Here is a 13,698-nt window from a genome sequence, read left to right as displayed (position 1 = left end):
GCCGGGAGACGCCATGCTCGACATCGCCGTGATCAATGCCGCCGACCCGGAGAGCCGGTCCGGAGCCAACGTGCTCCGGTGGTTCCTCGGTCAGGCCGGGCGCCGGGACGACCTGCGGCTGGACGTCGTGGACCTCGGCCGGACGCCGCTGCCGGCGCCCTCGGCCCCGCGCGCCGGAGCCGGGACGCGGGAGGCCCGCGAGCTGGCCGCCCGCATCGGTGCCGCCGACGGCTTCGTGATGGTCACACCCGAGCACAACCACGCCTACCCGGCCGTCCTGAAGCTGGCGATCGACGCGGTCCGCCGGGAGTGGGCCGCCAAGCCGGCCGCGTTCGTCTCGTACGGCGGGCAGTCCGGCGGCCTGCGCGCGGTGGAGCAGCTCCGCCTCGTCCTGGCCGAGCTCCACGTGGTCACCCTGCGCGACACGGTGAGCTTCCACCGGGTGGAGACCCGGTTCGGCGAGCACGGCGAGCCGCTCGACCGGGCGGGCGTCGACGGTGCCGCGAAGGTCCTGCTGGACCAGCTCATGTGGTGGGGGACGGCACTGCGGGAGGCGCGGGCCGCCCGGCCGTACAGCGTCTGAGCGGCAGTCGTGCAGAGTCCGGGCGCCGCCGGCCGTACGCCGGCCGTACGCCTGCCGGGCGCCGTCCGAGCGCCGGCCGTGCAGTGCTCGGGCGCCGGCCGGGCGTCGGCGGTGCGACCGGAAGGGCCCGTGAGCGGGCGGCGGGGAGCGGGGGCGGGCCTCCGGAGGGAATCGGGGCAGGGGAGGATAGTGCCAGAGATCTATCCTGATTTGGGGGATTTGTGGTCGGCGCTCTCGATCATCGCTACCGGGGCGAACACCCCGTCCGCACACTCGCCTACCTCTTCAAGGAGGACCGGCTCAAGCTGGCCGTCGCGGTCCTCGCCTTCCTGGTCAAGCACAGCCCGACCTGGATCCTGCCGCTGATCACCGCGAACATCGTGAACGTGGTGGTCTACCAGCGCCCGATCGCCCAGCTGTGGGCCAACACGGCGGTGCTGCTGACCCTGCTGCTGCTCAACTACCCGCTGCACCTGCTCTACGTGCGCTGCCTGCACGGCGCGATCCGGCGGGTGGGCACGGACCTGCGCTCGGCGCTCTGCCGCCGGATGCAGCAGCTGTCCATCGGCTACCACTCCCGGGTCAGCGCCGCCGTGCTGCAGACCAAGGTCATCCGGGACGTGGAGAGCATCGAGCAGGCCACCCAGCAGGCGAGCGACATGGGGCTGTCGGCGCTGACCATGCTGGCCGGCGGCCTGGTGGTGATCGCCTTCCAGGTGCCGGCCGCGCTCCCGGTCTTCCTGCTGGTCGTGCCCGCCGCCGCGTTCCTGGTGATGAAGCTCCGCACCCGCCTGCGCGACGACAACGAGAGCTTCCGCCGCGAGGTCGAGCGCCTGTCGGCCCGGGTCAGCGAGATGACCACGCTGATCCCGATCACCCGCGCGCACGGCCTGGAGCAGGACGCCCTGCACCGGGTCGACGGCACCCTGACCAGGGTGCTGCGCAAGGGGCTCCGGCTCGACCTGCTCAACGGCAGCTTCGGCGCGCTGGCCTGGATCCTGCTCAACGCGCTCGGCGCCGCCGTGCTGGCGGGGTCCGCGCTGGTCGCCTACTACGGGGTCATCCCGATCACCGCGGGGGACGTGTTCATGCTGAGCACCTTCTTCGCGACCCTGACCTCGGCGGTCACCGCGCTGCTCAGCCTGACCCCGGTGATCAGCAGGGGCCTGGCGTCCGTGCGCTCGGTCGGCGAGGTGCTCCAGGCGCCCGACCTGGAGCACAACTCCGGCAAGGCCGCGGTGGACTCCGTCCGCGGCGAGGTGGAGTTCCGCGACGTCGGCTTCGCCTACGGCGGGCGCGGCGACGGCGACGGCCACGGGGCGGACGGGACCGCCGAGGCGCCGGCCGTCGACGGCTTCACACTGAAGGTCGCCCCCGGCGAGACGATCGCGCTGGTCGGGCCGTCCGGTGCGGGCAAGTCCACCGTGCTCAGCCTGGTCATCGGCTACCTGCGGCCCACCTCCGGGCGGATCCTGCTCGACGGCCGCGACATGGAGGAGATCGACCTGCGCAGCTACCGCAGGTTCCTGTCGGTCGTGCCGCAGGAGTCCATCCTGTTCGAGGGCAGCATCCGGGAGAACGTCACCTACGGACTGTCCGGCGTCTCCGAGGAGCGGGTGCGGCAGGCGCTGCGGGACGCCAACGCCCTGGAGTTCATCGACCGCCTGCCCGGCGGGCTCGACACGGTGGTGGGGGAGCGCGGCGCCCGCCTGTCGGGCGGGCAGAAGCAGCGCCTGGCCATCGCCCGCGCCCTCATCCGGGACCCGCGCGTGCTGATCCTGGACGAGGCGACCTCCGCCCTGGACACCCGCTCGGAGGCGCTCGTGCAGGAGGCGCTGGCCCGGCTGGTCGCCGGCCGCACGGTGTTCGTCGTCGCCCACCGCCTCTCGACCGTCAGGGGCGCCGACCGGATCGTGGTCATGCGCGACGGGCGCATCGAGGAGATCGGCACCCACGAGGAGCTGATGCGGCTGCGCGGCGTCTACGCCGGGCTCCAGGGCGCCCAGCTCGCCTGAGGGACGGCGGGAAGCCCGGCCGTCACGAGAATTTTGCCGTCCCCGGTCACGGGTAGGGGCGGACCGAGGAGGATGCCATGCGAGCACTGGGAATCGACATCGGCGGGTCGGGGATCAAGGGAGCCCCGGTGGACCTGGAGAAGGGGGAGCTGACCGAGGAGCGGCTGCGGATCCCCACCCCCGACCCCGCCGGGCCCGAGGCGGTCACCGAGGTGGTCGGGCAGATCGTCCGGCACTTCGACTGGACCGGGCCGATCGGGGTCACCTTCCCCGGCGTGGTGCTGAACGGGACCACCATGACGGCCGCCAACGTGGATCCCCGATGGGTCGGGGCGGACGCGTGCGGGCTGTTCTCCGCGACGGCCGGGCGACCGGTGACGGTGCTCAACGACGCCGACGCGGCCGGGCTCGCCGAGGTGGAGATCGGCGCGGCCAAGGGCGAGTCGGGGGTCGTGCTCATGCTGACCTTCGGCACCGGCATCGGCAGCGCCCTGTTCGTCGACGGCCGCCTGGTGCCCAACACCGAGCTGGGCCACCTGGAGATCCGCGGCAAGGACGCCGAGCGGAGGGCCTCCGACAGCGCCCGGGAGCGGCACGACCTGAGCTGGGACGAGTGGGCCGAGCGGGTCGAGGAATACCTCCGCCACGTCGAGATGCTGTTCTCCCCCTCGCTGATCGTCATCGGCGGCGGGGTGAGCAAGAAGTCCGAGAAGTTCCTGCCGAAGATCAGTGTGCGGACCCGGGTGGTCCCGGCGGCGCTGCGCAACGAGGCGGGCATCGTCGGCGCCGCCATGGCCGCCGCGCACCTGTGACGCGTGCCTGCGCCGTACGCCCGCGACGCGTGCCCGTGACGGGTGCCCGCGACGCGTGCCCGTGACGGGTGCCCGCGACGCGTGCCTGCGGCGGGTGCCGGAGAGGGGCCGGCGGGCCCCTCCCGTACGGGACCGGGCGGCCTGACGTGGGGGGCCGCCCGGTCCCGCGAGGGAAAAGGCCGCCCGGATTTTGATCCCGCTTGGCGGGCGCGACCTGCCGCTCCGGGTATGTAGCCGGGGTCAGCAAGATCGTATGCGGCGGGAACGGGAAAGACGTGACACGGCCGACGGGTGCGCAGAGTCGTTCGACCGTACCGGCCTGGGCGGTGGTGCTCGGGATCCTGCTGGCGGCCGCGGGCTGCAGGGAGCGGGGGCTGCGGGAGGCGGGCCCCGGTCCGGCCCCCTCCTTCCCCGTGGTGGCGCCGGGCGGACCGCCGACCGCCGCGGCAGGGGCGGCCGGGGCGCGACCCGGACCGCGGCGGAGGGGGTGGCCGGCCCCGCTGCCCGGGACGCCCCGCAGATCCGAGCCGGTGGCGATCGCGGTGCCGCGCGCGGGGGTGGACGCGCAGCTCGTCGAGAGCGGCCTGCTGCCGGACGGCCCGCCCGGCGCGCCGCCCCTCTGGCGGGCCGGACCGGCCCGCTGGGAGCGCGGGGGACCCGCACCGGGGGAGCCCGGGCGGGCGGTCGTCTCCGGATACCTGGGCGGCGGGGACGGGCCCGCGGTGTTCGCCCGGCTGCCCTCGGTCAGGCGGAACGACACGGTGGCGGTGACCCGGCAGGACGGGACCGTGGTGGTCTTCGGGGTGACCTCCGCCCGGTGGAGCCGGAAGCCGGTCGCGGCCCGCGGGGAAAGGGGCCGGGGCGGCCCGCCGTACCCGGCGATCAGGCTCGTGGGCCACGGCGGGGGACCCCGCAGGCTCGTCGTCCACGGACATTTCGCGGGGTGGTACCGGCTGGAGGACTTCGCGCCCCGGCGGCCGTCCCGCCCGGAGCACGGCCAGCGCGTCCCGGATCCGCGCGTCCCGGATCCGCCCGGAGTGAGACGCGCGGACCGTGCTCCGGGCGGTCCGCGTGTCCCGGAGCCGCCCGGGGCGGGACGGCCGTACCCACAGTGGGGCGACCGCCCGTACCGGAGCGGGGCGGGCGGGCCGCATCTGAAACTTTCATCGAACCCGAACGGCATTCGCTGAGGTCAGCCGAGGGAAGGACTTCGCGGCACCGCCTCCGGCAGGCAACATGCTGTACACATCCAGGAAACATCCGGACTATGGGAGCGCTCCCACCCCTCGTCTGGAGATGACACTCATGAGAGATCATCCGCGCCGCCACGCCTGGCGGAACCGGGCTGCGACGACGGCGGCTCTGCTGGTCGCGGCCGCCGGCCTGGCCACCGGCCAGGCGGCGACGGCCCACGCGGCCGTCGCCTGCGACGTCACCTACACGTCCAACGACTGGCAGGGCGGTTTCACCGCCAGCGTGAACCTGAAGAACCTCGGTGACGCCCTGGACGGCTGGACCCTCGGCTTCAGCTTCACCGGCGGCCAGAAACTCGTGCAGGGGTGGTCGGCCACCTGGGCTCAGGACGGGACCAAGGTCACCGCCAAGAGCCTGGACTGGAACGGCAAGCTCGCCACCGGCGCCTCCACCAGCATCGGCTTCAACGGCTCGTGGAGCGGCTCCAACCCCAAGCCGACCGACTTCACCGTCAACGGGACCGCCTGCGGCGGCGCGCCCGGCAACCAGGCCCCGACCGTCAGCCTGACCAGCCCGGCGAGCGGCTCCTCGCACGCCGCGGGCGCGGCCGTGCCGCTCGCCGCGACGGCCTCCGACGACGGCGCGGTCAGCAAGGTCGAGTTCTACGTCGACGGCGCGCTGGTCAACAGCGACACCAGCGCCCCCTACTCCTACTCCGCCACCGGGCTGGCCGCCGGGTCCCACACCGCCAAGGCGGTGGCCTACGACAACGGCACCCCGGTCCTGAGCAAGGAGAGCGCCGAGGTCCCGTTCACCGTGACCGGCGGCGGCACCCCGTCGATCGTCGCCTCCGCCACCTCGGTGAGCGTGCCCGAGGGCGGCAGCAAGACCGTCGGGTTCAAGCTCAGCCAGGCGCCGTCCGGCAACGTCACGGTCAACCTGACCAAGACCGGTGACTCCGACGTCACCATCGCGCCCTCCACGCTGACCTTCACCGGCGCCAACTGGAACACGGCGCAGAACGTGACGGTCTCCGCGGCCGAGGACTCCGACGAGGCGAACGGCACCGCCACCATCGCGGCCGCCGCCACCGGCCACACCGGCGCCTCGGTCACCGCGACCGAGGAGGACAACGACGGCGACACGCCGCCGGTCGGCGAGCACGTCGACAACCCCTACGAGGGGGCCACCGGCTACGTGAACCCGGACTGGTCGGCCAAGGCCGCCGCCGAGCCGGGCGGCGACGCCGTGGCGGACATCTCGACCGGCGTGTGGATGGACCGCATCGCGGCCATCGAGGGCAGCTCCTCGGCCAAGGGCCTGCGCGCCCACCTGGAGGAGGCCCTCAAGCAGGACGCCGCCAACGGCAGCAAGCCGCTGACGATCCAGTTCGTCATCTACAACCTGCCCAACCGCGACTGCTCGGCCCTGGCCTCCAACGGTGAGTTGAAGATCGCCGAGAACGGCCTCAACCGCTACAAGACCGAGTACATCGACCCGATCGCCGACATCATGGACGATCCGAAGTACGCCGCGCTGCGGATCGTGACCGTCATCGAGATCGACTCGCTGCCGAACCTGATCACCAACCTCAACGTGGCCAAGTGCCAGGAGGCCAAGGACAGCGGCGCCTACGTCAACGGCGTCCGCTACGCCCTGGACAAGCTGCACGCCATCCCGAACGTCTACACCTACGTCGACGCCGGCCACCACGGCTGGCTGGGCTGGGACACGAACTTCGGCCCCTCCGCCGAGCTGTTCGCCACCACCGTCGCCGGCACCGCCAAGGGCTTCGAGAGCGTCGACGGCTTCATCACCAACACCGCCAACTACTCCGCGCTGAAGGAGCCGTTCTTCTCCGCCAGCACCAACGTCGACGGCCGGACGGTCCGCCAGTCCAAGTGGCTCGACTGGAACTTCTACGCCGACGAGCTGTCCTTCGCCCAGGCCTTCCGGCAGGAGCTCGTCCGCAGGGGCTTCAAGTCCGACATCGGAATGGTCATCGACACCTCCCGCAACGGCTGGGGCGGCTCCGCCCGTCCGACCAAGGCCAGCACCTCCACCAACGTGGACACCTTCGTCAACGAGTCCCGCGTCGACCGCCGGATCCACGCCGGCAACTGGTGCAACCAGAGCGGTGCGGGCCTCGGCGAGCGGCCGCAGGCCAACCCCGCCGCCGGTATCGACGCCTACGTCTGGATCAAGCCTCCGGGTGAGTCCGACGGCTCCAGCAAGGAGATCCCGAACAACGAGGGCAAGGGCTTCGACCGGATGTGCGACCCGACCTACGAGGGCAACGAGCGCAACCAGCACAACATGAGCGGCGCGCTGCCGGACGCCCCGGTCTCCGGCCACTGGTTCTCCGCGCAGTTCCGGGAGCTGCTGAAGAACGCCTACCCGCCCGTCCAGTAGTCACCGTGAGATGAGGGTCCCGCCGCGAGACGGGGCCCTCCCGGGACCGGCCCCCACCGGTACCGGAACGCGGCCCCGCCGCCTCCCCGAGAGGCTGCGGGGCCGTCCGCGTCTCCGGGGCCCGTCCGGCGCTCCGGCCCCCGGAGCGGCCCGCACCGCCTGAACCGCCCCGGACCCCGCCCCCTCAGGTACGGTGGCCGCGGATATCGGGATGCGCCTGGGGAACAGGTCAGGCAGCATGGGCGGTTGGCTCCTGACGTACGGGCTGAAAGTATCCTGATCTGCAGTATGGGAACGCCTCCTTTGACCTCGCCGCTCGCCGACCTCCACACGCGCCTGCCCGGGCTGACACTCCGCGACCAGCGGCGGCTGGGCCGCCGGCTCGACGGCGCCCGCCGGGTGCGCAACCGCGCCGCGCAGCAGAAGATCGCCGCGGAGATCGGCGCCGACATCGAGCGGGCCGAGCGCCGGATCGCCGAGCGGCGGGCCGGCGTGCCCGCGGTGACCTACCCGGAGGCGCTGCCGGTCAGCCGCCGCAGGGACGACATCCTGGAGGCGATCCGCGACCACCAGGTGGTGATCGTCGCCGGTGAGACGGGCTCGGGCAAGACCACCCAGCTGCCGAAGATCTGCCTGGAGCTGGGCCGGGGCGTCAGGGGCCTGATCGGGCACACCCAGCCCCGCCGGATCGCCGCCAGGACCGTGGCCGAGCGCGTCGCCGAGGAGCTCGGCGGCTCCCTCGGCGAGGCGGTGGGCTACAAGGTGCGCTTCACCGACCAGGTGGGCGAGGGCACGTTCGTCAAGGTGATGACGGACGGCATCCTCCTGGCCGAGCTGCAGGGCGACCGCGACCTCGCCCAGTACGACACGCTGATCATCGACGAGGCGCACGAGCGCAGCCTCAACATCGACTTCATCCTGGGCTACCTCAAGCAGCTCCTGCCCAGGCGCCCCGACCTGAAGGTGATCATCACCTCGGCGACCATCGACCCGGAGCGCTTCTCCCGGCACTTCGGCGACGCGCCGATCGTGGAGGTCTCCGGCCGGACCTACCCGGTCGAGGTCCGCTACCGCCCGGTGGGCGAGGACGACGACCAGATCCAGGCGATCGGCGACGCGGTGGACGAGCTCTGCCGGGAGGGGCCCGGCGACGTCCTGGTCTTCCTCAGCGGCGAGCGGGAGATCCGCGACACCGCCGACGCCCTGTCCAAACGCAAGGACATCGAGGTCCTGCCGCTGTACGCCCGGCTCTCGGCGGCCGAGCAGCACAAGGTCTTCGCCCGGCACACCGGCCGCCGGGTGGTGCTGGCCACCAACGTGGCCGAGACCTCGCTGACCGTTCCCGGCATCAAGTACGTCGTGGACACCGGCTTCGCCCGCATCTCCCGCTACAGCCACCGGACCAAGGTCCAGCGCCTGCCCATCGAGGCGATCTCGCAGGCCTCGGCCAACCAGCGAAAGGGCCGCTGCGGCCGTGTCTCCGAGGGCGTCTGCATCCGGCTGTACGAGGAGGAGGACTTCCTGGCCCGCCCGGAGTTCACCGACCCCGAGATCCTGCGGACCAACCTCGCCTCGGTCATCCTGCAGATGACCTCCATCGGCCTGGGCGACATCGCGGCCTTCCCGTTCGTCGAGCCGCCGGACCAGCGCCAGGTCAAGGACGGTTTCGACCTGCTGGTGGAGCTCGGCGCGTTCGACGCCGCCAAGCGGATCACCCCGCTCGGCCGCAAGCTCGCCGGGCTCCCGGTGGACCCGCGGCTGGCCCGGATGGTGCTGGAGGCCGACCACAACGGCTGCGCCCGCGAGGTCATGGTCATCGCCGCGGCGCTGTCCATCCAGGACCCGCGCGAGCGCCCGGCGGACAAGCAGCAGGCCGCCGACGAGATGCACCGCCGCTTCGCCGACAAGGAGTCGGACTTCATCTCCTACCTGAACCTCTGGAACCACCTCCAGGAAAAGCAGCAGGAGCTGTCCTCCAGCGCGTTCCGGCGGCTGTGCCGGGCCGAGTTCCTCAACTACCTGCGGGTGCGCGAGTGGCAGGACGTCTACAGCCAGCTCCGCCAGATGTCGAAGTCCCTCGGCGTCACCCTGAACAGCACCCCCGGCGACGAGCAGAAGATCCACATCTCGCTGCTGTCGGGCCTGCTCTCCCATGTCGGCGTCAAGGACATCGACAAGAAGGGCCCGCAAGAGGGCCAGCGCCGTCCCATGACCGAATACATCGGCGCGCGCAACGCCCGCTTCGCCGTCTTCCCCGGCTCCGCGCTGGCCAGGAAGCAGCCGCTGTGGGTGATGTCCGCCGAGCTGGTGGAGACCTCCCGGCTCTGGGCCCGGGTCAACGCCAAGATCGAGCCCGAGTGGGTCGAGCCGCTGGCGCAGCACCTGATCAAGCGCACCTACTCCGAGCCGCACTGGGAGAAGAAGCAGGCCGCCGTCATCGCCTACGAGAAGGTCACCCTGTACGGCGTGCCGATCGTGGCGCAGCGCAAGGTCAACTACGGCCGCATCGACCCCGAGCTGAGCCGCGAGCTGTTCATCCGGCACGCCCTGGTCGAGGGCGACTGGGAGACCCACCACGCCTTCTTCGCCGAGAACCGCCGGCTCCTGGAGGAGGTCGGCGAGCTGGAGGAGCGGGCCCGCCGCCGCGACATCCTGGTGGACGACGAGACCCTCTTCGACTTCTACGACCGGCGCGTCGGGCAGGAGGTCGTCTCCGGCCGCCACTTCGACTCCTGGTGGAAGAAGATCCGGCAGACCGATCCCGACCTGCTCAACTTCGAGAAGTCGATGCTGATCAGCGAGACCGCCGGGGACGTCAGCCAGCGCGACTACCCCGACGTCTGGCGCCAGGGCGGCCTGCGCTTCCCGCTGACGTACCAGTTCGAGCCCGGCGCCGACGCCGACGGCGTCACCGCCCACATCCCGCTCTCCCTGCTCAACCAGGTCAACGTCGAGGGCTTCGACTGGCAGATCCCCGGCCTGCGCGAGGAGCTGCTCACCGCGCTGATCCGCTCCCTGCCGAAGAACATCCGGCGCAACTTCGTGCCCGCCCCCAACTACGCCAGGCAGGTCCTGCAGCGGGCCGAGCCCACCCAGGAGCCCCTGCTGGCGGTGCTGGAGCGGGAGCTGCTGCGGCTCACCGGGATCCAGGTCCCGCGCGAGGCCTGGCAGCTCGACCAGGTCCCCGACCACCTGAAGATCACCTTCCGGGTGCTCGACGGCCGCAAGCACAAGCTCGCCGAGAGCAAGGACCTGGCCGAGCTCAAGCGGAGACTGGCCCCCAAGCTCCGCCAGACCCTGTCCAAGGCCGCGGGCATGGAGCGCACGGGCCTGACCGACTGGAGCCTCGGCGAGCTGCCGAAGACCTTCGAGCAGCGCAGGATGAAGGCCTATCCGGCGCTGGCCGACGAGGGCTCCAGCGTGGCCGTGCGCATGTTCGAGACCGAGGCGGAGCAGCGCCGGGCCATGTGGGAGGGCACCCGCAGGCTGCTGCTGCTCGGCATCCCGTCGCCGGCCAAGTGGGTCCTCGGCCGCCTGGGCAACCAGGCCAAGCTGACGCTGAGCCGGAGCCCGCACGCCGGCGCCACCGCGCTGTTCGACGACTGCATCGGCTGCGCCGCCGACAAGCTGATGGCCGAGCACGGCGGGCCGGTCTGGGACGAGGCGGCGTTCGCAGCCCTGCGCGACAAGGTCAGGGCCGACCTGTTCGACACCACCGCCGAGGTGGTCTCCCGGGTGGAGGGCATCCTGGCGGTCTGGCACACCGTCTGCGGCCGCCTGGCCGAGGCGCGCTCCACCCCCGCGGTGGAGGACGTCCGCGACCAGGTGGCGAACCTCGTCTACCCCGGCTTCGTCACCGACACCGGGTACGGCCGGCTGCCCGACCTGCTCCGCTACCTGAAGGCGGCGGAGCGGCGCCTGGACAAGCTCCCGGAGGATCCGTACCGCGACGAGCAGCGGATGCACCAGGTCCACGATGTCGAGGACGACTACCACGACCTGGTGGAGAAGCTCCCGCCCGCCCGCCGCGGGGACGAGGAGGTCCGCAGGATCCGCTGGATGATCGAGGAGCTCCGGGTCAGCTACTTCGCGCAGTCCCTCGGCACGCCGTACTCCATCTCCGACAAGCGCATCCGCAAGGCGATGGAGGGCATCGACCTGGGCGTGTCCTTCCAGCGCTGAGACCGGTGGCGGCACCGCCGGTCGCGCCGGAGCCGCCCCCGCGCACGCCGCCGGTCGCGCCGGGGAGCGCCCCGCGCACGCCGCGGGGCGCGGCTCCGGCCGGGCGGTCCGGCCGGAGCCTCCGGAGGCGGGCTACGCGGTCCGGCCGACGTACTCGCGCAGGTGGACCGCCGTCAGGGACGTGCCGGTGGCGACGAGCTCGGCGGGCGTGCCGGAGAAGACCACCCGGCCGCCGTCGTGACCGGCGCCGGGGCCGATGTCGATGATCCAGTCGGCGTGCGCCATCACCGCCTGGTGGTGCTCGATGACGATGACCGTGTTGCCGTCGTCGACCAGCCGGTCCAGCAGGCCCAGCAGGTGGTCGACGTCGGCCAGGTGCAGGCCGGTCGTCGGCTCGTCCAGGACGTACGTGGTGCCGTTCCTGGCCATGTTGACGGCCAGCTTCAGGCGCTGCCGCTCGCCTCCGGACAGGGTGGTGAGCGGCTGGCCCAGGCCCACGTAACCCAGTCCCACCGCCGACAGGCGGTCGAGGATGACCCGCGCCGGGCCGGTGGTGAAGAACTCGGCCGCCTCGGCGACCGGCATCTCCAGGACCTCGCTGATGTTCTTGCCGCGCAGGGTGTACGACAGCACCTCGGAGGTGAACCGCCTGCCCTCGCACTCCTCGCACACCGTCGCGACCCCGGCCATCATCGCCAGGTCGGTGTAGATGAGGCCGATGCCCTTGCAAGCCGGGCAGGCGCCCTCGGAGTTCGCGCTGAACAGGGCCGGCTTGACCTTGTTGGCCTTGGCGAAGGCCGTGCGGATCGGGTCGAGCAGGCCGGTGTAGGTCGCCGGGTTGCTCCGGCGCGAGCCGCGGATCGGCGACTGGTCGGCCACCACCACGCCCTCCCGGCCGGAGACGTAGCCGTGGATGAGCGAGCTCTTGCCGGACCCGGCGACGCCGGTGACCACGGTCAGCACGCCGAGCGGGACGTCGACGTCGACGTCGCGCAGGTTGTGCAGCGTGGCGCCCCTGATCGGCAGGTGCCCGGCAGGCCGGCGGAAGGTCTCGCGCAGCCCGACCCGGTGGTCGAGGTAGCGGCCGGTCAGGGTGCCGGACTTGCGCAGCCCCGCCAGGTCTCCGGCGTAGCAGAGGCGGCCGCCCGCGGCGCCGGCGCTGGGGCCGAGGTCGACCACGTGGTCGGCGATCTGGATCATCTCCGGCTTGTGCTCCACGACGAGCACGGTGTTGCCCTTGTCGCGCAGCTGGAGCAGCAGGCCGTTCATCCGCTGGATGTCGTGCGGGTGCAGCCCGGCGGTGGGCTCGTCGAAGACGTAGGTGACGTCGGTCAGGCTGGAGTTGAGGTGCCGGACCATCTTCACCCGCTGGGCCTCGCCGCCCGAGAGCGTGCCGGACTCCCGGTCCAGGCTCAGGTAGCCCAGGCCGATCTCCACCAGCGAGTCCAGCGTTGACCGCAGGTTCTCCAGGACCGGCTTGATGGCGGGATCGCTGATCTTCCGGACGAACTCGGCCAGGTCGTTGATCTGCATGGCCGAGCACTCGGCGATGCTGAGCCCCTCGACCTTCGCCGAGCGCGCCGCCTCGTTCAGGCGCGTGCCGTCGCAGCCGGTGCAGTGGACGAGCTTGACCGTCCGGTCGGCGAACGCCCGCGCCTGGCCCTTCATCGACTCGCGGTCCTTGCCGAGGTACTGCCGGCGGATCTTGGGGACCAGGCCCTCGTAGGTGAAGTTGTTGGCGCCGAGCTTGACCTTGACCGACGGCTTGTGCAGGAAGTCCTCCCACTGGGCCGGCGTGTAGTCGCGCAGCTTGACGTCCGGGTCGAACCCGTACGCCACGATGATCTGCCAGGGCCAGGTGTCGACGCCGTAGCCGGGCGCCCTGATCGCGCCCTCGTTGAGCGACAGGTCGCGGTCGACCAGCTCGTCGACGTCGATGTCGGTGATCATGCCGAGTCCCTCGCAGGCCGGGCACATGCCCTGCGGGGTGTTGAAGCTGAAGGCGTAGGCCGGGCCGACGTGGGGGACGCCGATCCGGCTGAACACGATCCGCAGCATCGTGTAGGTGTCGGTGGCGGTGCCCACGGTGGAGCGGGCGTTGGCGCCCATCCGCTCCTGGTCGACGATGATCGCGGCGCTCAGGTTGCGCAGCGCGTCCACGTCGGGCCGGTTGAGGCTCGGCATGAAGCCCTGGATGAACGCCGTGTAGGTCTCGTTGATCAGCCGCCGGGACTCCGCGGCGATGGTGTCGAAGACGAGGGAGGACTTGCCGGAGCCGGAGACCCCGGTGAAGACGGTGAGCCGCCGCTTGGGGATGTCGAGGGAGACGCCGGTGAGATTGTTCTCCCGGGCGCCACGGACCTGGATGAGGTCGTGGCTGTCCGCGGCGAGGTGAGAGGTCAGGTCTGACGCGTTACCGCTGTTGCCGACAGTCATGCCTTCAAGTCTCTCATTCAAGTTCCTATGAAGACTTTCGTTCGGATTTCGCGGTTATGCTGAG

The 13,698-nt window shown here is 71.7% G+C and carries 7 protein-coding genes; 6 read left to right on the top strand and 1 reads right to left on the bottom strand.

Translation table 11 applies throughout. The features are described 5' to 3' along the window. The first annotated feature begins 13 nt into the window (after window positions 1-13). From IEZ06_RS15615 to hrpA, 6 genes are all read left to right on the top strand, one after another. On the top strand, window positions 14-583 hold the full coding sequence (locus IEZ06_RS15615) for an NADPH-dependent FMN reductase (protein ID WP_189237414.1): 570 nt from the start codon (window positions 14-16) through the stop codon (window positions 581-583). Window positions 584-804: 221 nt separating this feature from the next. Further along, window positions 805-2,598 carry an ABC transporter ATP-binding protein gene (locus IEZ06_RS15610; RefSeq protein ID WP_189237413.1) on the top strand — a complete coding sequence of 598 codons (1,794 nt, stop codon included), beginning with the start codon at window positions 805-807 and terminating at the stop codon, window positions 2,596-2,598. A gap of 77 nt (window positions 2,599-2,675) precedes the next feature. Beyond that, window positions 2,676-3,410, top strand: coding sequence for a polyphosphate--glucose phosphotransferase (gene ppgK / locus IEZ06_RS15605; protein ID WP_189237412.1), 735 nt, complete (start codon window positions 2,676-2,678; stop codon window positions 3,408-3,410). Between the two features lie 275 nt (window positions 3,411-3,685). Further along, window positions 3,686-4,600 carry a sortase domain-containing protein gene (locus IEZ06_RS15600; protein WP_189237411.1) on the top strand — a complete coding sequence of 305 codons (915 nt, stop codon included), beginning with the start codon at window positions 3,686-3,688 and terminating at the stop codon, window positions 4,598-4,600. A 115-nt stretch (window positions 4,601-4,715) separates the two neighbouring features. Beyond that, window positions 4,716-7,016 carry a glycoside hydrolase family 6 protein gene (locus tag IEZ06_RS37485; RefSeq protein ID WP_189237410.1) on the top strand — a complete coding sequence of 767 codons (2,301 nt, stop codon included), beginning with the start codon at window positions 4,716-4,718 and terminating at the stop codon, window positions 7,014-7,016. 288 nt (window positions 7,017-7,304) lie between these two features. Beyond that, the gene (hrpA, locus tag IEZ06_RS15590; RefSeq protein ID WP_189237409.1) at window positions 7,305-11,198 is read left to right on the top strand and encodes an ATP-dependent RNA helicase HrpA; all 3,894 of its coding nucleotides are present in this window, start codon (window positions 7,305-7,307) and stop codon (window positions 11,196-11,198) included. A gap of 132 nt (window positions 11,199-11,330) precedes the next feature. On the opposite strand, the gene IEZ06_RS15585 is transcribed toward hrpA, so the two are convergent. Continuing rightward, entirely contained in the window at window positions 11,331-13,634 is a 2,304-nt protein-coding gene (locus IEZ06_RS15585; RefSeq protein ID WP_189237408.1) for an ATP-binding cassette domain-containing protein, read from the bottom strand. Window positions 13,635-13,698: the final 64 nt, after the last annotated feature.

Origin of the sequence: Planomonospora antibiotica (assembly GCF_014647955.1) — a bacterium.
Classification (GTDB): Bacteria; Actinomycetota; Actinomycetes; order Streptosporangiales; family Streptosporangiaceae; genus Planomonospora; species Planomonospora parontospora.
Note: the sequence above shows the minus strand (reverse complement) of the source record. Positions and strands in the feature narration are given on the sequence as shown.

What these genes read in the sequence shown, in the direction of transcription:
- IEZ06_RS15585 (WP_189237408.1), bottom strand. Translation starts at nt 13,634, where the DNA reads ATGACTGTCGGCAACAGCGGTAACGCGTCAGACCTGACCTCTCACCTC.
- IEZ06_RS15615 (WP_189237414.1), top strand. Translation starts at nt 14, where the DNA reads ATGCTCGACATCGCCGTGATCAATGCCGCCGACCCGGAGAGCCGGTCC.
- hrpA (WP_189237409.1), top strand. Translation starts at nt 7,305, where the DNA reads ATGGGAACGCCTCCTTTGACCTCGCCGCTCGCCGACCTCCACACGCGC.
- IEZ06_RS37485 (WP_189237410.1), top strand. Translation starts at nt 4,716, where the DNA reads ATGAGAGATCATCCGCGCCGCCACGCCTGGCGGAACCGGGCTGCGACG.
- ppgK (WP_189237412.1), top strand. Translation starts at nt 2,676, where the DNA reads ATGCGAGCACTGGGAATCGACATCGGCGGGTCGGGGATCAAGGGAGCC.